Genomic DNA, 17,775 nt, shown 5'->3' on the forward strand with positions numbered 1-17,775 from the left:
GGGAATACGGCATGGCAAAGATTCTGGTGGTCGACGATTCGGGCACGGTGCGCGACGAGGTCGCGGGGTTCCTGCGCAATCACGGGCTCGACGTCGCGACGGCGATGGACGGCAAGGACGGGCTCGCGAAGCTCAAGGCGACGCCCGGCGTGCGCCTCGTGATCAGCGACGTGAACATGCCGAACATGGACGGCCTGACGATGGTCGAGAAGATCCGCGGCGAGCTGGCGAATACGTCGGTCAACGTCGTGATGCTGACGACCGAAAGCAGCCCGGCGATGAAGGAGCGCGGCAAGGCCGCCGGCGTGAAGGGCTGGATCGTGAAGCCGTTCAAGGGCGACGCGGTGCTCGACGCGCTGAAGAAGCTCGCGGGCTGAGCGTGCAGGCTCGCGGCGCGTCGCCGTTGGCCGGCGGTCAGCGGGCCGCCGGCGCGGCGGCCGCGAATTCGTCGACGACCGCTTCGATCACGGCCTGCACGCGCGCGGTCTTGTAGAGATCGGCATGCGCGACGAGCCACACGTCGAAATGATTGCAGCGCCGTGCCATGAGCCGCACCAGTTCCGGTTCGGCGTCGGCGCGAAAGCACGGCAGTTCGGCCACGCCAAGCCCGGCGAGGGTCGCCTCGACCAGCATCATGGTCGACGAGGTCTGGAACATCACGCGGCCGCGTGAGGTCGGCTCGCCGCACAGCGCTTCCCACATCGTCGGCACCACCGGCTGCTGGTACATCACCAGATCATGGCCGTCGAACGCGCTGCCCGGCGCCGGTTCGCCGCGCTCGGCCAGATAGCCGCGCGACGCGTAGATGCCGGTTTCGAGATGCCCGAGCCGCCGGACGATCAGGTCCGGCGATTCCGGCCGCAACGTGCGGATCGCGAGATCCGCTTCGCGGCGCGTGAGGTTCGCAATTTCGGCCGACGTCACGCACACGACGTCGATGCCGGCATGCTTGCGCCGCAGGCGCGCGATGGCCGGCACCACGAAGCGCTTGCCGAGCGAGTCGGTGGTCGCGATGCGCACGGAGCCGGCCAGTTGCGCGTCGAAGCCCAGCACGCGCCGCTCGATGGTGAGCGAGGCGCGCTCCATCGTTTCCGCCGGCTCGAGCAGCGCTTCGCCGGCCGGCGTCAGTACATAGAGGGTCGGCGTGCGCAGGAACAGGCGCGCGGAGAGTTCGTCCTCGAGCGCCGCGATCCGGCGGCCGACGGTCGCCTGGTCGACGTTCAGCTGCGTGGCCGCGCCGCGCAGCGTGCCGGCGCGCGCCAGCGCGAGGAAGAAACGGGCGTTGTCCCAGTTCAGGCGCATCGGCGGTCTCCTCGGGAAGGGGGATGCACTTCTGCATCACGAAGATGCGAAATTATCACTTTTCTGCATCGCGCGCGGTTCCTAGACTCTCGGCATCAGCCTGGAGTCCTCATGACCGATCGCACGTCCCCTTGCCCCTCTGCGCGCGCTCCCGCGGCGGCCGCCGTACCGACCCCGGCGGCCGGCCGTCCGACCGCGCGCGAACGCCGCTTCACGCTGGCGCTCGTCGCGATCGGGATGTTCATGGCCGTGCTCGACACGACGATCGTCAACGTCGCGCTGCCGGCGATGCGCGCGAGCCTTGGCTCGACGGTCGCCGGGCTCGCGTGGATCGTCGATGCGTACACGCTCAGCTTCGCCGCGCTGATCCTCGCGGGCGGCGTGCTGGCCGACCGGTTCGGCGCGAAGCATGCGTACCTCGCGGGCCTTGCGCTGTTCATCGTTGCGTCGGCGGGATGCGGCTTCGCGCCGTCCGTGACCGTGCTCGTTGCCGCGCGCTTCGTGCAGGGCGTGGGCGCGGCCCTCTTTCTGCCCGCGTCGCTCGCGATCGTGCGCAACACCTTCGACGTGCCGGCCGAGCGGGCGCGGGCGATCGCGGTGTGGGCGAGCATCGCGTCGGTGGCGGCGTCCGTGGGGCCGGTGCTGGGCGGCGTGCTGGTGGAGGATTTCGGCTGGCGCAGCGCGTTTCTCGTCAATGTGCCGACCGGCGCGCTGGCGCTCGCCGGGGCGGCGGTGCGGGTTCGCGCATCGGCCCGTCGCGCCGCGCACCGCTTCGATTGGGCCGGCCAGCTCGCCAGCGCGACGGCGCTCGGCGCGCTGTGCTTTGCCGCGATCGAACTGCCGACGCGCGGCCCGGGTGCGGCGCAGGTGCTGACCGCGCTGCTGGTTGCCGCGCTCGCCGCGACGGTGCTGATCGTCGTCGAGCGGCGCAGTGCCGATCCGATGGTGCCGCTCGCCTGGTTTCGCAATCGCGTGTTCGTGGCGATGAACGTGATGGGCACGCTGGTCTACGTCGGCTATTTCGCGCTGCTGTTCATCCTGAGCCTGTACCTGCACGGCAGCGTCGGGCTGAATGCGCGGCAGACGGGGCTGATGCTGTTGCCGCTCGCGCTGAGCCTGTCGCTCGGCAACGTGCTGTCCGGCAAGCTGCATGATCGGGCCAGCGCGACACAACTGATGGCCGGTGGCCTGCTCCTCTCCACGTGTGCGGTTCCGGCGCTCGCGGCCGCGCTGACGCTGCGTGCGCCATGGCCGGTCGCGTGGGCGGCGATGGCGGCGTTCGGCACCGGTACCGCGCTGTCCGTGCCGCCGATGATCGCGACCGTGCTCGAACAGGTGCCGGCGGACGCGGCCGGTGTCGCATCGGGTTTTCTCAATGCGGCGCGGCAGGCAGGGAGCCTGCTCGGTGTCGCGTTCGCGGGCGCCGCGACGATGCTGTCGCCGAATCTGGCGATGGCACTGGGTTCGGTCGCGGCGCTCGGTTTCGCCGCGTATGCGGCGGCCGCGCTGGTCGCGCTGACGGCCGGCGCGCGGCTCGCGAAGCGGGCGCAGCGGCAGGCATGACGCGAAGGCCGTCGCTTCGTGGTGCGGCTGCACGCAAGCCCGCTTCGCCTGCCCGCCGGCCGGCCTCGCTGGACGTCGCGCGCAATGTGGAGGACGATTCGTGATCATGTCGATCGCGAATCCGGGCGCGTGTCGCCCGTGCTGCGGATTCGCGCCCGATCGAACCCCGTCGAGCGGAGCATCATGGAATCCCGTCACGAAACACCCGAGCCGATCCTGCTGCGCGACGTGCGCGACGGCGTCGTCACGCTGCGGCTGAACCGGCCGCAACAGTTCAACGCGTTGTCGGAGGCGATGCTGGCGAGCCTGCAGGACGCGTTCGATTCGCTGGCCGCCGATCCGCACGTGCGCTGCGTCGTGCTCGCCGCCGAGGGCAAGGCGTTCTGCGCGGGCCACGACCTGCGGCAGATGCGCGCCAAACCCGAACTCGATTACTACCGCACGCTGTTCGCGCAATGCAGCCGCGTGATGCTCGCGATGCGCGCGTTGCCGGTGCCGGTGATCGCACGCGTGCACGGCATCGCGACGGCGGCCGGCTGCCAGCTCGTCGCCGCGTGCGATCTCGCCGTCGCAGCGGACACCGCGCGCTTCGCGGTATCCGGAATCAACGTCGGGCTGTTCTGTTCGACGCCTGCCGTCGCATTGAGCCGCAACGTGTCGGCGAAGCGCGCGTTCGACATGCTCGTCACCGGGCGTTTCGTCGATGCGGCGACGGCGGCTGCCTGGGGGCTCGTCAACGAGGCCGTGCCCGAAGATGCGCTCGACGCGGCCATCGCGCGCAAGGTCGCGGAGATCGTCGCGAAGAGCCCGGCGGCGGTGCGCTACGGCAAGCAGATGTTCTACCGGCAGCGCGAACTGCCGCTCGACGACGCGTACGCGTTTGCGGGCGACGTGATGGCGCGCAACATGATGGAAGAGGACGCCGGCGAGGGGATCGACGCGTTCCTGGAGAAACGCAAGCCGGTGTGGCGTTCGTAGCGTGATGGCCGCGCGTGCGCATTGCCCGCGCCAGCGCGCTTTACACGTTGCAAAAGCAGACGGGCCGCTGGTAAAGCGGCCCGCGAGCTGATCCGGATGCGCGGCGACAGCGAGCGTGCCGCCGCATCCGTGCCGGGCATCAACGCCCGTAGCTGCCCGTGCGCAGCGCCGGCTGCACCGTCGACGCGCCGGGCGGCACGGTCACGACCGGCACGCGGCGCGCGAGTGCGCACATCAGCTCGTAGCCGATCGTGCCGCTGGCTTCCGCGACGTCGTCGACCTTCACCCGATCGCCCCACAGCTCGACGCTGGAGCCGATGCCCGCGTTCGGGCACGGCGTCAGGTCGACGGTCAGCATGTCCATCGACACGCGGCCGACGACGCGCGTCATCACGCCGTCCACCGCGATCGGCGTGCCGGTCGGCGCGTGGCGCGGATAGCCGTCCGCATAGCCGCACGCGACGACGCCGATCCGCATCGGCCGGTCTGCCGTGAAGCGACGGCCATAACCGACCGTTTCCTCCGGCGCGAGCGTCTGCACGCCGATGATCTTGCTCGTCAGCGTCATCGCGGCCATCAGCGGCGTGTCGGCGATGTGCCGCGACGCGCCGGTCGGCGACGCGCCATACAGGATCGTGCCCGGCCGCACCCAGTCGCGATGCGCGCGCGGATGCCACAGCACGGCCGCCGAATTCGATGCCGAGCGCTCGCCCGGAATCCCGGCCGTGGCCGCATCGAATTGATCGAGCTGCCAGTCGACTTCGCCTTCGTCGGCGTTCGCGAAATGCATCATCAGCGTGATCTTTCCGATCGACGGCGCGGCCGCCGCGCGTTCCCACGCGGCGCGGAATGCGTCGGGCCGGTAGCCGAGCCGGTTCATCCCGGAGTTCATCTTCAGCTGGATGTCGATCGGCTGCCGGGGCTTCGCGGCGATCAGCAGATCGAGCTGCGCGTCGCAGTGCACGGCCACCGTCAGCCGATGTCGATCGGCCAGTTCGACGTCGTCCGGCTCGAAGATCCCTTCGAGCAGCAGCACCGGCTTGTTCCAGCCGAGCTCCCGCACGCGCACGGCTTCGTCGAGATCGAGCAGCGCGATGCCGTCGGCGGCCGCGAGGCCCGGATAGATCCGCTCGATCCCGTGACCGTATGCGTTGGCCTTGACCACGGCCCATACGCGCGATTGCGCGGCGGTGCGGCGGATGAAGTCGAGGTTATGGCGGACGGCGTCGGGACGGATATGGGCGACGATGGGACGGGGCATGGGCGGGCTCGGGTCGAAAGTCGTTCGGCGCACGCGGCGGCGCGGCGCGGGTGAGCAGGCTGGCGCGGCAACACGCCAAGCCAGTGTTGAGCGCTATCTTATTGGTGTTCGACCAGTTTTAATTAACGTATTTGTTGGCGATTTGGTGGAATTTTTTGTGCCGGATCCATGCCGTCACTGCCTTCGGCAGGCGGTTTTGCCGAGTCTCCCGTCTAGAAAACCGGTGCGCGAACAGCCCGGCGCAATGCTAAGCTCTGCGCGACCGTGTCATTGATCAATGTAATCATAAAGGAGGAGACTTTGATGACGACGTCCCAGATCTGCCTGTTCATCGTGGCGCTGTTGCCGTTCCCGATGACGTTCCTGGCCAAGGCCCGCAAGGGCTACGACAACCACGCGCCGCGCGAGTACCTGGCAAGGCTCGAAGGCTGGCGCGCGCGGGCGCAGGCCGCGCACCAGAACGCGTGGGAAGCGCTGGCGCTGTTTACGGCCGCACTGGTCGTCGCATGGCACAACGGCGCGAATGCGCATCACGTCGATCAGCTCGCGATGGGGTTCGTCGCGATTCGCATCGTCTATGTGCTGACGTACCTGCTGAACTGGGCGTCGCTGCGCTCGCTCGTGTGGTTCGCGGGGATGGCCTGCGTCGTCGCGTTGTTCTTTGCCGCGCCGTGACGAGAGGATGAACGGGAGGCCCCCGCGTGGCCTCGGCGCGCGGGTTCGCTACGCACCGCCCGCGCCGCGCGCGTGACTGTCGTTGGATGCGGGCGCAACGATCTTCGCGAGCTGGAACGGCGGTGCATCGGCTTCGCGGCGCAGGAACGCGATCAACGGATCGAGCAGCCGATGCCGCGCCGACGGATTGCGGCGCAGCACGAAGCGCCATGACGCATCGCGTACGAGGCCCGGCACCAGCGGCACCAGGCGGCCGCTGCGCAGTTCGGGCTCGATCAGCGGCACGCGCCCGAGCGCGATGCCCGCGCCGCCCAGCGCCGCGCCGATCACCTGACTGAAACTGCTGTAGCGGACGATCTTCGTTTCGAAGTCGATCGCTCCGACGTCGGCGCGCATGGGACTCTCCGGTCGCGCCGAATCGTCGGGCGGGCGCCCATCCGCGCACGCCTTTCCTCCGATCAATCCCGCCCGTGCGGCTCGGGTTTGTCTCGATTCATTTTCCTGTTGAGCATTTTTTTGTTGTCGTAGTATCCGTGTTGACAACACTTGTTGCACTAAGGTCTAATTCAACATCGCATGTTGCGGTGCGGCTTGATGTCGTCGTTCCCCGGCCAGCCGGCCGGTTACATCGCTCAACCATGCGGAGAAAAGCCATGAGTCGCCGTTCCTTCCTGAAAGCCGTCGCGGTGGTCGCCGCGCTCGGCGCCAGCATCGCGCACGCGGATACCAAGACGCTCGTCGTCGGGACCGATACGTCGTTCATGCCGTTCGAGTTCAAGCAGGGCGACAAGTACGTCGGCTTCGATCTCGACCTGTGGGCGGAGATCGCGAAGGACCAGGGCTGGAAATACACGATCCAGCCGATGGATTTCGCGGGCCTGATCCCGGCGCTGCAGACGCAGAACATCGACGTCGCGCTGTCGGGGATGACCATCAAGGAAGAGCGGAAGAAGGCGATCGACTTCTCCGCGCCGTACTACGACAGCGGCCTCGCGGCGATGGTGCAGACGGACAACACGACGATCAAGTCGATCGACGACCTGAACGGCAAGGTGATCGCCGCGAAGACGGGCACCGCGACGATCGACTGGATCAAGGCGCACCTGAAGCCGAAGGAGATCCGCCAGTTCCCGAACATTGACCAGGCATATCTCGCGCTCGAGGCCGGCCGCGTCGACGCGGCGATGCACGACACGCCGAACGTGCTGTTCTTCGTGAACAACGAAGGCAAGGGCAAGGTGAAGGTCGCGGGCCAGCCGGTCAGCGGTGACAAGTACGGGATCGGCTTCCCGAAGGGCAGCGCGCTCGTGCCGAAGGTCAACGCGTCGCTCGTGAAGATCAAGGCCGACGGCCGCTACGCGCAGATCTACAAGAAGTGGTTTGGCGCCGAGCCGCCGAAGATGTGAGCGTGACGGCACTGCATGGCGCGGCCGGGCGGCCGCGCCGGTCTTGAATCGGACGGGGAGCGACAGGTGAATTTCGATTGGTCGGCGATCTGGGCGGCGTTGCCGGACCTGATGGACGGGGTCCGGTTGACGGTGTTCATCGCATTTTTCGGGCTGGTGGGCGGATTCGTCGTCGGGATGATCGCGGGCATGTTCCGCGCATACGGACCGAAGGCGATGAACGTGCTCGCACAGGTTTATATTGAACTGATCCGCGGCACGCCGATCGTCGTGCAGGTGATGTTCCTGTATTTCGCGTTGCCGCTGCTCGCGCATATCCGGATCGACGGCCTGACGGCCGCGATCATCGCGATCACGGTGAATTCGGGCGCGTATCTCGCGGAAGTGGTGCGCGGCGCGCTGCTGTCGATTCCGAAGGGGCTGACGGAAGCGGGGCTCGCGATGGGCCTGTCGATGCCGCGCGTGCTGCTGAAGGTGGTCGGGCCGCTCGCATTCCGGCGCCTGATTCCGCCGCTCGGCAACCAGTGCATCGTGAGCCTCAAGGACACGTCGCTGTTCATCGTGATCGGCGTCGGCGAATTGACGCGAAAGGGGCAGGAAATCATTGCCGGCAATTTCCAGGCGGTCGAGATCTGGACCGCGGTGGCCGTCATCTACCTGATGCTGACCGGCGCGATGACGCTGACGCTTCGGCTCGTCGAAAAGAGGATGCGCATCTTATGAGCATGATCGAATTCCAGAACGTGTCGAAGAGCTTCGGCCATGTGCCGGTGCTGAAGCATATCGACCTGAAGATCGACGCGGGCGAGGTGGTCGTCGTGATCGGTCCGTCGGGCTCGGGCAAGTCGACGATGTTGCGCTGTATCAACGCGCTTGAGAAGATCACCGGCGGCGAACTGCTGGTCGACGGCCAGAGCGTGCGTGGCAACGCATCGACGATCCGCAACATCCGGCTCGAAGCCGGCATGGTGTTCCAGCAGTTCAACCTGTTTCCGCAGATGACCGCGCTCGAGAACGTGATGTTCGGGCCGATCCAGGTACGCGGCGCGTCGCGCGCCGACGCGCGCGACCAGGCGATGGCGCTGCTCGACAAGGTCGGCCTCGAATCGCGCGCGAATCATTATCCGTCGGAGCTGTCGGGCGGCCAGCAGCAGCGCGTAGCGATCGCACGCGCGCTCGCGATCCGGCCGCGGCTGATGCTGTTCGACGAGCCGACGTCGGCGCTCGATCCGGAATTGCGCCACGAGGTGCTGAAAGTGATGCAGGATCTCGCGACCGAAGGGATGACGATGATCGTCGTCACGCACGAGATCGGCTTCGCGAAGCGGGTCGGCACGCGGTTGCTGTTCATGGATCAGGGCGGCATCGCCGAGGACGGCCATCCGGTCGACCTGATCGACCGCCCGCCGACACCGCGCCTGAAGGAATTCCTGAAACACGTGTCCTGAACGAAACCGAATCAACCGACATGCCGCTTTCCCCGTCTCCCGTCATCGCCGGCACGCCGTTCGACATCGGCGTGCGCCTCGGCGAGCTTGCCCGCCCCGTGTTCGATGCGTACATGCAGCAGAGCAGCGCATGGCAGGCCGTGCGCCGTTGGCGCGGCCATCCGTTCGTTGCCGCGCTGCGGCAGGCCGCGCTGGCCGCGTACCCCGATCTCGTCGCGGAACTGGACGGGATCGCGGCAGGCGTCGGCTGGCCGGCCGAGGACATCTTTCTGTGGAACTGCCGCGGCGAACTGATCCATCACGCGCCGGACGGCTGCACGACGCTCGCCGGGCGCGACGCGCACGGCACGCGCTGGATCGCGCACAACGAGGACGGCGATCCGTACCTGCGCGAGCGCTGCCTGCTGGTCGACGTGCAGCCGCAAGGCAAGCCGGGCTTCATCAGTTTCTACTACCCGGGCTCGCTGCCCGGTCACACGTTCGCCGCGAACCGCGCGGGCATCGCGCAGGCGATCAACAACCTGCGGATCCGCACGCCGGCGCTCGGCGTGCCGCGGATGATCCTCGCGCGCGCCGTGCTCGACGCGACGTCGCTCGATGCGGCCGCCGACGTGCTGCGCACGCATGCGCGCGCGAGCGGCTTTCACCACACGCTCGGCGCGACCGGCGATCCGCGGCTCCTGAGCATCGAGGCGAGCGTCGCGCGCTGCTCGGTCGTCGAAGTCGCGCGTCTTGCCGGTCACGCGAATCATCTCGTGCATCCGGGATGCGAGGGGGAAGCGCAGATCGTCACGCAATCGTCCGGCGATCGTCAGCGGCGTGTCGATGCGCTGACGCCGGGCATCGACGCGATCGACGAAGCCGCGCTGCTGCGCGTGCTCGGCGACCGCGCACCGGAAGGACTGCCGATCTATCGCGACGATCCGGCCGACCCCGACGACGAAAACACGCTGGCGACCGCCGTGTTCGCGATTCGCGACACAGCGATCGACTTCACCATTCACCAGCACGGCACGCAGCGCTTCGCGACGCGCATCGTGCCGTCCGCGCACGCGCGCAGCGCGTCCTGATCCATGAGGCAACGCATGACGACCGTTTTTCATCGCGCTCCACGCGCCACCTTGCCCGTCGCCGTCGCGGGCGACGGCATCGAGATCATCGATTCGACCGGCAAACGCTACATCGACGCGTGCGGCGGCGCGGCCGTGTCGTGCCTCGGCCACAGCAACCAGCGCGTGATCGATGCGATCAAGCGGCAGGTACAGCAACTGCCGTACGCGCATACGTCGTTCTTCACGACGGACGTGGCGGAAGAACTCGCCGACCGGCTCGTCGAGGCCGCGCCGGCCGGTCTCGAACACGTGTATTTCGTGTCGGGCGGATCCGAGGCGATCGAAGCCGCATTGAAGCTCGCGCGCCAGTATTTCGTCGAGAAGGGCGAGCCGCAGCGCCGCCATTTCATCGCACGTCGCCAGAGCTATCACGGCAACACGCTCGGCGCACTCGCGATCGGCGGCAACGCATGGCGGCGCGAGCCGTTCCTGCCGCTGCTGATCGAAGCGCATCACGTGAGCCCGTGCTATGCGTATCGCGACCAGCAGGCCGGTGAAACCGACGAAGCCTATGCACAGCGCCTGGCTGACGAGCTGGAGCAGAAGATCGTCGAACTCGGCGCGGAAAACGTCGCCGCATTCGTCGCGGAAACGGTGGTCGGCGCGACGGCCGGCGCGGTGCCGCCGGTGCGTACCTATCTGAAGAAGATTCGCGCGGTGTGCGACAAATACGGCGTGCTGTTGATTCTCGACGAAATCATGTCGGGGATGGGGCGCACCGGTTACCTGTTCGCGTGCGACGAAGATGGCGTCGCGCCCGACCTGCTGACGATCGCGAAAGGGCTCGGCGCGGGGTACCAGCCGATCGGCGCGACGCTGGTGAGCGATCGCATCTACCGGACGATCGTCGACGGTTCGGGTTTTTTCCAGCACGGCCACACGTATCTCGGTCATGCAACGGCCTGCGCGGCCGCGCTCGAAGTGCAGCGCGTGATCGCCGAAGAGAAGCTGCTCGACAACGTGAAGGCGCGCGGCGAGCAACTGCGCGCGTCGCTGCGCGAGCATTACGGCGCGCATCCGCATGTCGGCGACGTGCGCGGCCGCGGGCTGTTCGTCGGCGTCGAGCTCGTGCGCGATCGCGACAGCAAGGCGACGTTCGATCCCGCGCTGAAGCTGCATGCGGCGGTCAAGCGCGAGGCGATGCAGCGCGGGCTGATGGTGTATCCGATGGGCGGCACGATCGACGGCGTGCACGGCGATCACGTCCTGATCGCACCGCCGTTCGTCTGCACCGCGCAGCAGATCGACACGATCGTCGAACGGCTGTCCGGCGCGATCGATGCGGCGCTCGCATCGGCCGGCGCGTGAACCTTTACCTCATCGAATCCTCACCATGACGGACAGACTGCCTCCCTTCGATCCCGCATCGGCCACCGACGAGCAGAAGGCCGTGCTCGCCGACATTCTCAGCGGCCCGCGCGGCAACCTGAACGGGCCGTTCCTCGGCTGGATCGCGAGTCCCGAGCTCGCGCAGCACGCGCAGCGGCTCGGCGCGTTCTGCCGCTATCGCACGGGTCTGCCGCTGCGACTGTCGGAGCTCGCGATTCTCGTGACGGCCGCACGCTGGCGCTCGCAGGCCGAGTGGCACATCCATCATCCGATCGCGCTCGATGCGGGTGTGCCGGCCGCGACGGCCGACGCGATCCGCCGCGGCGTCGAGCCGGCGTTCGAATCGGACGACGATGCGCTGATCCATGCGTTCGCGAGCGAGCTGTACGACACGCGGCGCGTGAGCGATGCGACGTTCGCGCGCGCGCAGGCGCGTTTCGGCCACGAGACCGTCGTGAACCTCGTTGCGCTGCTCGGCTATTACGCACTCGTGGCGATGACGCTCAACACGTTCGGCATGCGCGCGGACGGACAGACCGATTTGCCGTTTCCGGAATAATCGCTGCATGCCGGATTGTGTCGATCGCGTTCATTGCGTATGTCGTTCATACGCGCCGGCGCGGCAAGGTGTGGCGCCGTTTCTCGACACGCGGTGCGTTCCCTGGCTCGCGGTGGTGCAGCGCGAATGGCCGACCTTCCGCGACTTCGATCGTCCGATGCAATATCGCTGGGGGCGATGTCGAACCGTCTGACGATAGGGCGACGCGGTGCGGCAAGGCCGCGCCGCTCTGGGGTCGACATCAATGAAACCAATTGTATTCGTGCGGGATCGGCCGCGATCGCACGCGTATGATGGCTTGTTCACGTCGATAAGATCGGTGAGCAAGCATGACTAGTACCCGTAAGACATTGATGATCGCCGGCGGCCTGCTGGTCGCCGCGGCCGGCACCGGCTACGTAATGCTCCTGCGTGCGGACCACCGCGCGATCGCGGAGGCCGGTATCGGCGATTCCGCAGCCCCTGCCGCCGCCGTGACGGCGGCGAACGACGGACACACCGCACAAGGCACGATCGCGCCGCCTGCGGCGGTCGCCGTCCCTTCCAAGCATGTCGATGAGGCCGTGCCGCAACCAGCGGCCGCACGGCCGCCGTCCGCGGCTCCTGCGCGTACGAGCGCGGCGCCGGCATCTGCTGCCGTTGCGCCGGTCGTCGCCGCGGCGGCGCCACCGGCGAAACCGAGTGCGCCGCCGCCGACCGTCCATGTCGTGACGATCGAGCCGGAGGTTGCGACCCCGCCGAAAGCCCAGCCCGCTCCGCCGGTAAAAGCGCCGGTACAAGCGGCGCAACCCGTGCAGTCGACGCCGCCGGCCCAGGCGACGCAGGCGGCTCGGCCGAGTCAGCAGGCGGAGCAGCCGACCCAGCGCGCGGCGCGCAAGCGCGACGGGCTCGAGCGGCACGCGGCCGCGACCCCCGCGATGAAATCCGAAACGCCTGAAACCGCGGCACTCGTGCGGGAATCGGCAAAGCTCGATCCGTCGTTGCCGCCACCGCGATACGTGGCGGCGCCGAGCGTCGATCCGCAGCATGCGTCGACGGGTGCGAATCCGGTCGCCGCCGCGATGACCGACCAGCTCGTCAAGCAGTCGAGCAGCTTCAAGGCAGCCACACCGGCGAACGCCGGGCCCGGCGTGGCTCAGTGAGAACGGAGCGGCGGCGCTCGCGCAACGCCGCTCGACGCCGGATAAAAAAGGGCCCCGCACGCCGACCAGGGCATGCGGGGCCAAGAGAGACGAACCTGCGCGGTGCGTCGCGCGTTACGCGGCGATCGCTTCTTCGACCTGCGGCGCGTCGGCGGTCGCCGGCGTCGCGTCTTGCCGGATCAGGTGATCGAACGCGCCGAGCGATGCCTTCGCGCCTTCGCCCACCGCGATCACGATCTGCTTGAACGGCACCGTCGTCACGTCGCCGGCGGCAAACACGCCCGGCACCGACGTCGCACCCCGCGCATCGACGACGATCTCGCCGTGCTTCGACAGTTCGATCGTGCCCTTCAGCCATTCGGTGTTGGGCACGAGGCCGATCTGCACGAACACGCCTTCGAGATCGACACGCTTCGTTTCACCGGAGCGCAGATCCTTGTAGACGATCCCGTTCAGCTTGCTGCCGTCGCCGGTCAGCTCGGTCGTCTGCGCCTGCGTGACGATCGTCACGTTCGGCAGGCTGCGCAGCTTGCGTTGCAGCACTTCGTCCGCGCGCAGTTGCGCGCCGTATTCGATCAGCGTGACTTCCTTCACGATGCCGGCCAGGTCGATCGCGGCCTCGACACCCGAGTTGCCGCCGCCGACCACCGCCACGCGCTTGCCTTTGAACAGCGGGCCGTCGCAGTGCGGGCAGTATGCGACACCGCGGTTGCGGTATTCGCGCTCGCCCGGCACGTTGATTTCGCGCCAGCGTGCGCCGGTCGCGAGGATGATCGTCTTCGCCTTCAGCACCGCGCCGTTGGCGAGGCGGATCTGGTGCACGTCACCCGGAATCAGCGCGTCGGCGCGCTGCACGTCCATGATGTCGACGTCGTACTGCTTCACGTGCTGCTCGAGCGCCGCGGCAAACTTCGGTCCTTCCGTTTCCTGCACCGACACGAAGTTCTCGATCGCCATCGTGTCGAGCACCTGGCCGCCGAAACGCTCGGCGACGACGCCCGTCGCGATGCCCTTGCGCGCCGAATAGATCGCGGCGGCCGCACCGGCCGGGCCGCCGCCGACGATCAGCGTGTCGAACACCGGCTTGTTCTCGAGCGACTTCGCGGCGCGGGCGCTGGCGCCCGTGTCGAGCTTCGCGAGGATTTCCTTCACGCTGCTGCGGCCCTGGCCGAACGATTCGCCATTCAGGAACATCGTCGGCACGGCCATGATCTGGCGTGCTTCGACTTCGTTCTGGAACAATGCGCCGTCGATCGCGACGTGGCGGATGCGCGGGTTGATCAGCGACATCACGTTCAGCGCCTGCACGACTTCCGGGCAGTTCTGGCACGACAGCGAGAAATACGTCTCGAACGCGTAATCGCCGTCGAGCGCGCGGATCTGTTCGATCACGTCGTCGTCGAGCTTGAGCGGATGGCCGCCCGTCTGCAGCAACGCGAGCACGAGCGACGTGAATTCATGGCCCATCGGGATGCCGGCGAAGCGGATACCGGCCGGCTTGCCGGGTTCGCCGATCGAGAACGACGGCTTGCGCTCGGCATCGTCGCGGCGTTCGGTCACGGTCACGCGCGACGTCAGCGACGCAATCTCGTTCAGCAGCGCAAGCAGTTCCTGCGATTTCGCGCTGTCGTCGAGCGACGCGACGAGTTCGATCGGGCGCGTGATCTTTTCGAGGTACGCTTTCAGTTGGTTCTTGAGATTGGCGTCGAGCATGGCGTTTCGGATTCCGTATTGATAATTATGGTCGGGCAGTCGTGCCGGAGAAGGGCGCGGGCCGCACGAGGCGGCCCGTGTTCGCGTGACGCGCGCGCCTCGTGCGAGGCGCGCGACGCGATCGTCAGATCTTGCCGATCAGGTCGAGCGACGGGGTCAGCGTTTCCGCACCCGGCGTCCACTTGGCCGGGCACACTTCACCCGGATGCGCCGCGATGTATTGCGCGGCCTGCACCTTGCGCAGCAGTTCGCCCGCGTCGCGGCCGATGCCGTTGTCGTGGATTTCGCACAGCTTGATCTCGCCTTCCGGGTTGATCACGAACGTGCCGCGCAGCGCCATCCCTTCTTCCTCGATCAGCACGTCGAAATTGCGCGACAGCGTGAGCGTCGGGTCGCCGATCATCGGGTACTTGATCTTGCCGATCGTTTCCGACGTGTCGTGCCATGCCTTGTGCGTGAAGTGCGTATCGGTCGACACGCCGTAGATCTCGACACCCAGCTTCTGGAATTCCGCGTAGCGGTCGGCGAGGTCGCCCAGCTCGGTCGGGCAGACGAACGTGAAGTCGGCCGGGTAGAACACGACGACGGACCACTTGCCCTTGAAGTTCTCTTCGGACACGGGCACGAAATCGCCGTTGTGGTATGCGGTTGCCTTGAACGGTTTGATTTGGGTGTTGATGATCGGCATCTTGCGAGTTCCTTTGCTTGGGTGTTGATGAAGTGTTGCCAGTATCCGGGTTCACCCCAGGTTTGTGAAATTGCTTGTTTCAATCCGCGGCATCGGGAATTTCTATCTGCTTCCGGCCCCCGTCGCGACGGGCCGTCCGGTCGGCCCGTGCCATCCGGGCCGGGCCTTTCGGCGGATTTCGGCCAGCCGGCGCTTCTGACACATTGGGCGTGCGGGAGGGCGCGGCGCCGGGCGACGGCGATGCGCCCCGCGCAAGGGCCCGGCGCCCGTTCGGCACGAACGGCTGCGCGGTCGTCAGACACTCTCCGTCCCACTGCCGCCATGAACCTTTTTTCCGGACGCGCCCTGTGTGCGCCGCTCGCGTGGTTCCGCGAGATCGTCCCCATGTGGCGATGCCTGCATCGGCTTCTGCGCGGTGTGGCCTGCGTATTCGTGACCCTCTCGTGTGCCGCGCCGGCGCTCGCCGTCGATGCGTCCGCGCCGGCCGCGACGGCGATACCCGCCACCACATCGACCGGCCTCGTGCAGATGCCCGACGGCCGGCTGCTCGCGCCCGAGTTCGCCCGCATCGTCTCGCGCGGCGCGCTCGTCGTCGCGGTGCTCGGCGTCGATCAGCCGCCGTTCTTCATGTCGCGCAACGGTGCAATGGCGGGCGTCGACATCGATCTCGCCGACGAACTCGCGAAAAAGCTCGGCGTGTCCGTGCAGTTCGACCGCGATGCGCGCACGTTCGACGATGTCGTTCACCTGCTCGCGACCGGGCAGGCCGACGTCGCGATCAGCAAGCTGTCGCGCACGTTGCCGCGTGCGCAGGTGATCCGCTTCAGCACGCCGTACATCAACCTGCGACGCGCGCTGCTGATCAACCGCGTCAGCTTCGCGGAACTCGCGAAAGGGCGCGCGCTGCCGGAAGTCGTGCGCGATTACCGCGGCACGATCGGCGTCGTCGCGGGGTCGGCCTATGCGGAATACGTGCGCAGCGACTTCCCGGCCGCGCGGGTGCGCACGTATCCGAGCTGGCCGGCGACGCTCGACGCGCTGAACGCCGGCGCGGTCACGGCCGTGTATCGCGACGAACTCGCGATCAAGCTGGTGATGCAGGACGACCCGACCGCGCCGATCCGCTTGCGCGTCGCGACCTTCGACGACCTCACCGACGCGCTTGCCGTCGGCGTGCCGGTGTCCACGCCGACGCTGCTCGCGTTCGTCAATCAGTTCCTGGCCGAGCGCAACAAGCGGCTCGACGTGAAATCCTTGCTCGATGCGATGGGTCGCTGACATGAACATGAACGAGAACATCAGGATCATGCCCCGCATCGAGCGGCTGCATGCGTTCGCGATCCATCCGTTGACGGTCTTCGGCAGCCTTGCGCTAGGGATCGTGGCGGGCGTGCTGTGGCCGGCCGCCGCGCCGAAGTTCGACTATGTGGGCCAGGTGTACGTCGGCCTGCTGAAGATGACGGCGCTGCCGTTCATGACGGCCGCCGTGATCTTCAGCCTGCAGCGGCTGCTGCGCGACGGCAGCGCGTCGGACCTCGTGATGCGCGTGATCGCGATCTTCGGCTGCGCGTCGGTGTTCGTCGTGGCGGTCGGCGCGGTCGTGCTGGTCGCGATGCGGCCGGGCGAGCATCTGTCGAACGCGACGTTGAAGGCATTCGGCGCGCTGGTCGGCAGCGACGGCGCGGCGAGCGACACCGTGATGACGCTGTACGGCACCGATCCCGCGGAGAAGTCGTCGGGCCTTGCCGACATGCTGATCGCACTGGTGCCCGGCAACTTCTTCGCGGCGCTCGCGAGCGGCGACACGCTGAAGGCGCTGGTGTTCTCGCTGTTCTTCGGCTTCGCGTCGGGACGCGTGCCGGCGAGCATCTCGGCGGCGCTGAGCCAGACGCTGGAGACCGTCTATTTCACGTGTCAGAAAATCATGCACTGGCTCGCGTATCCGACGCCGATCGTGCTGTTCTGCGGCGGCGCCGCGCAGATCGGCACGTCGGGGTTCGGGCCGCTCGAGGCGATGGTCCGCTTCGTCGCCGCGTTCGCCGTCGTCGCGCTCGTGCTGATCGCGGCCGCGATCGTCGTGATCTGGAAACGCTCGGGCGCGACGCTGGCCGAGACGCTCGCCGGGTTGCGCACGCCGTTCGCGATGGCGCTTGCCACGCGCAGCAGCGTGGCCTGCATGCCGAGCATGATCGAGTGCCTGGCCGACGGCTTCGGCTTTGCCCGTGCGCGCGTCGAACTGGTCGTTCCGCTTGCCGTGTCGCTGCTGCGCGTCGGGCCGATGGTCTATTACGCAAGCGCGACGCTGTTCGTCGCACAACTCTACGAACGGTCGCTCGGCCCCGGCGAGCTTTGCGTCGTGCTGGTCGCATCGGTGCTGGCCGGATTCGCGTCGACCGGCACGTCGGGCGTCGTGACGGTGTCGCTCGCCGGCATGGTGTGCGCGGCACTGCACCTGCCGTTCGAGGCTGCGTTCGTGCTTTTCGCAGCGATCGATCCGTTCTGCGAAATATTGCGGACACTGTTGCTGGTGATCGGCAACTCGGCCGTCGTATCCGCGATCTGCGCGCGGCCGCCGCGTGCGTGAAGGAGGGGAGGCGTC

General features: G+C 67.6%; 17 protein-coding genes and 1 pseudogene. 13 read left to right on the plus strand and 5 right to left on the minus strand.

Annotated features, from left to right (window positions below; translation table 11 throughout):
* The first annotated feature begins 11 nt into the window (after positions 1 to 11).
* Positions 12 to 377, plus strand: coding sequence for a response regulator (locus HWX22_RS00410; protein ID WP_175914803.1), 366 nt, complete (start codon positions 12 to 14; stop codon positions 375 to 377).
* Between the two features lie 37 nt (positions 378 to 414).
* Here HWX22_RS00410 and HWX22_RS00415 read toward each other — a convergent pair whose 3' ends face one another.
* The gene (locus tag HWX22_RS00415) at positions 415 to 1,296 is read right to left on the minus strand and encodes a LysR family transcriptional regulator (protein ID WP_175914941.1); all 882 of its coding nucleotides are present in this window, start codon (positions 1,294 to 1,296) and stop codon (positions 415 to 417) included.
* A 117-nt stretch (positions 1,297 to 1,413) separates the two neighbouring features.
* Here HWX22_RS00415 and HWX22_RS00420 point away from each other — a divergent pair, with 117 nt between their 5' ends.
* Both HWX22_RS00420 and HWX22_RS00425 read left to right on the plus strand, forming a co-directional pair.
* Positions 1,414 to 2,865: an MFS transporter gene (locus HWX22_RS00420; protein WP_175914804.1), complete on the plus strand. Its 1,452-nt coding sequence runs from the start codon at positions 1,414 to 1,416 to the stop codon at positions 2,863 to 2,865.
* Between the two features lie 183 nt (positions 2,866 to 3,048).
* Complete coding sequence (locus tag HWX22_RS00425) at positions 3,049 to 3,843, plus strand: enoyl-CoA hydratase (protein WP_175914805.1); 795 nt, start codon at positions 3,049 to 3,051, stop codon at positions 3,841 to 3,843.
* A gap of 139 nt (positions 3,844 to 3,982) precedes the next feature.
* Here HWX22_RS00425 and alr read toward each other — a convergent pair whose 3' ends face one another.
* Complete coding sequence (gene alr / locus HWX22_RS00430; protein ID WP_175914806.1) at positions 3,983 to 5,104, minus strand: alanine racemase; 1,122 nt, start codon at positions 5,102 to 5,104, stop codon at positions 3,983 to 3,985.
* Between the two features lie 303 nt (positions 5,105 to 5,407).
* Between alr and HWX22_RS00435 the strand changes: the two genes are divergently transcribed.
* A complete protein-coding gene (locus tag HWX22_RS00435) occupies positions 5,408 to 5,779 on the plus strand; it encodes an MAPEG family protein (RefSeq protein WP_175912041.1) in 372 nt (123 codons plus the stop codon).
* 48 nt (positions 5,780 to 5,827) lie between these two features.
* Here HWX22_RS00435 and HWX22_RS00440 read toward each other — a convergent pair.
* Positions 5,828 to 6,151 (minus strand): annotated as a pseudogene (locus HWX22_RS00440) (LysR family transcriptional regulator); the annotation flags it as partial.
* A 281-nt stretch (positions 6,152 to 6,432) separates the two neighbouring features.
* On the opposite strand from HWX22_RS00440, the gene glnH reads away from it, so the two are divergent.
* The 7 genes from glnH (at position 6,433) to HWX22_RS00475 (ending at position 12,775) form a co-directional block, all read left to right on the plus strand.
* Positions 6,433 to 7,185: a glutamine ABC transporter substrate-binding protein GlnH gene (gene glnH / locus HWX22_RS00445; RefSeq protein WP_059450633.1), complete on the plus strand. Its 753-nt coding sequence runs from the start codon at positions 6,433 to 6,435 to the stop codon at positions 7,183 to 7,185.
* 15 nt (positions 7,186 to 7,200) lie between these two features.
* Positions 7,201 to 7,908 (plus strand): glutamine ABC transporter permease GlnP, encoded by a 708-nt coding sequence (gene glnP, locus HWX22_RS00450; protein WP_175912039.1) that lies wholly within the window; start codon positions 7,201 to 7,203, stop codon positions 7,906 to 7,908.
* A complete protein-coding gene (glnQ, locus tag HWX22_RS00455; protein WP_014899691.1) occupies positions 7,905 to 8,633 on the plus strand; it encodes a glutamine ABC transporter ATP-binding protein GlnQ in 729 nt (242 codons plus the stop codon). Before glnP ends, glnQ begins: the two co-directional genes overlap by 4 nt.
* 20 nt (positions 8,634 to 8,653) lie before the next feature.
* Positions 8,654 to 9,703 carry a C45 family peptidase gene (locus tag HWX22_RS00460; protein ID WP_175912037.1) on the plus strand — a complete coding sequence of 350 codons (1,050 nt, stop codon included), beginning with the start codon at positions 8,654 to 8,656 and terminating at the stop codon, positions 9,701 to 9,703.
* 15 nt (positions 9,704 to 9,718) lie between these two features.
* Entirely contained in the window at positions 9,719 to 11,053 is a 1,335-nt protein-coding gene (locus tag HWX22_RS00465) for an aspartate aminotransferase family protein (RefSeq protein ID WP_175914807.1), read from the plus strand.
* 25 nt (positions 11,054 to 11,078) lie between these two features.
* Positions 11,079 to 11,633, plus strand: a complete 555-nt coding sequence (locus HWX22_RS00470) for a carboxymuconolactone decarboxylase family protein (RefSeq protein ID WP_175914808.1) — start codon at positions 11,079 to 11,081, stop codon at positions 11,631 to 11,633.
* A gap of 329 nt (positions 11,634 to 11,962) precedes the next feature.
* A complete protein-coding gene (locus tag HWX22_RS00475) occupies positions 11,963 to 12,775 on the plus strand; it encodes an extensin (protein ID WP_175912033.1) in 813 nt (270 codons plus the stop codon).
* A gap of 114 nt (positions 12,776 to 12,889) precedes the next feature.
* Here the strand turns inward: HWX22_RS00475 and ahpF are convergent, their stop codons facing one another.
* Positions 12,890 to 14,488, minus strand: coding sequence for an alkyl hydroperoxide reductase subunit F (gene ahpF, locus HWX22_RS00480; protein WP_175914809.1), 1,599 nt, complete (start codon positions 14,486 to 14,488; stop codon positions 12,890 to 12,892).
* A 124-nt stretch (positions 14,489 to 14,612) separates the two neighbouring features.
* Entirely contained in the window at positions 14,613 to 15,176 is a 564-nt protein-coding gene (gene ahpC / locus HWX22_RS00485; RefSeq protein WP_059607791.1) for an alkyl hydroperoxide reductase subunit C, read from the minus strand.
* A gap of 321 nt (positions 15,177 to 15,497) precedes the next feature.
* Between ahpC and HWX22_RS00490 the strand changes: the two genes are divergently transcribed.
* Both HWX22_RS00490 and HWX22_RS00495 read left to right on the plus strand, forming a co-directional pair.
* On the plus strand, positions 15,498 to 16,454 hold the full coding sequence (locus tag HWX22_RS00490; protein ID WP_175914810.1) for an ABC transporter substrate-binding protein: 957 nt from the start codon (positions 15,498 to 15,500) through the stop codon (positions 16,452 to 16,454).
* A 1-nt stretch (position 16,455) separates the two neighbouring features.
* A complete protein-coding gene (locus HWX22_RS00495) occupies positions 16,456 to 17,760 on the plus strand; it encodes a cation:dicarboxylase symporter family transporter (protein WP_059818882.1) in 1,305 nt (434 codons plus the stop codon).
* Positions 17,761 to 17,775: the final 15 nt, after the last annotated feature.

Source organism: Burkholderia sp. BCC1638, from assembly GCF_902833195.1.
GTDB lineage: Bacteria > Pseudomonadota > Gammaproteobacteria > Burkholderiales > Burkholderiaceae > Burkholderia > Burkholderia diffusa.

What these genes read in the sequence shown, in the direction of transcription:
- HWX22_RS00410 (WP_175914803.1), top strand. Translation starts at nt 12, where the DNA reads ATGGCAAAGATTCTGGTGGTCGACGATTCGGGCACGGTGCGCGACGAG.
- HWX22_RS00420 (WP_175914804.1), top strand. Translation starts at nt 1,414, where the DNA reads ATGACCGATCGCACGTCCCCTTGCCCCTCTGCGCGCGCTCCCGCGGCG.
- HWX22_RS00425 (WP_175914805.1), top strand. Translation starts at nt 3,049, where the DNA reads ATGGAATCCCGTCACGAAACACCCGAGCCGATCCTGCTGCGCGACGTG.
- alr (WP_175914806.1), bottom strand. Translation starts at nt 5,104, where the DNA reads ATGCCCCGTCCCATCGTCGCCCATATCCGTCCCGACGCCGTCCGCCAT.
- HWX22_RS00435 (WP_175912041.1), top strand. Translation starts at nt 5,408, where the DNA reads ATGACGACGTCCCAGATCTGCCTGTTCATCGTGGCGCTGTTGCCGTTC.
- glnH (WP_059450633.1), top strand. Translation starts at nt 6,433, where the DNA reads ATGAGTCGCCGTTCCTTCCTGAAAGCCGTCGCGGTGGTCGCCGCGCTC.
- glnP (WP_175912039.1), top strand. Translation starts at nt 7,201, where the DNA reads ATGGCGCGGCCGGGCGGCCGCGCCGGTCTTGAATCGGACGGGGAGCGA.
- glnQ (WP_014899691.1), top strand. Translation starts at nt 7,905, where the DNA reads ATGAGCATGATCGAATTCCAGAACGTGTCGAAGAGCTTCGGCCATGTG.
- HWX22_RS00460 (WP_175912037.1), top strand. Translation starts at nt 8,654, where the DNA reads ATGCCGCTTTCCCCGTCTCCCGTCATCGCCGGCACGCCGTTCGACATC.
- HWX22_RS00465 (WP_175914807.1), top strand. Translation starts at nt 9,719, where the DNA reads ATGACGACCGTTTTTCATCGCGCTCCACGCGCCACCTTGCCCGTCGCC.
- HWX22_RS00470 (WP_175914808.1), top strand. Translation starts at nt 11,079, where the DNA reads ATGACGGACAGACTGCCTCCCTTCGATCCCGCATCGGCCACCGACGAG.
- HWX22_RS00475 (WP_175912033.1), top strand. Translation starts at nt 11,963, where the DNA reads ATGACTAGTACCCGTAAGACATTGATGATCGCCGGCGGCCTGCTGGTC.
- ahpF (WP_175914809.1), bottom strand. Translation starts at nt 14,488, where the DNA reads ATGCTCGACGCCAATCTCAAGAACCAACTGAAAGCGTACCTCGAAAAG.
- ahpC (WP_059607791.1), bottom strand. Translation starts at nt 15,176, where the DNA reads ATGCCGATCATCAACACCCAAATCAAACCGTTCAAGGCAACCGCATAC.
- HWX22_RS00490 (WP_175914810.1), top strand. Translation starts at nt 15,498, where the DNA reads ATGAACCTTTTTTCCGGACGCGCCCTGTGTGCGCCGCTCGCGTGGTTC.
- HWX22_RS00495 (WP_059818882.1), top strand. Translation starts at nt 16,456, where the DNA reads ATGAACATGAACGAGAACATCAGGATCATGCCCCGCATCGAGCGGCTG.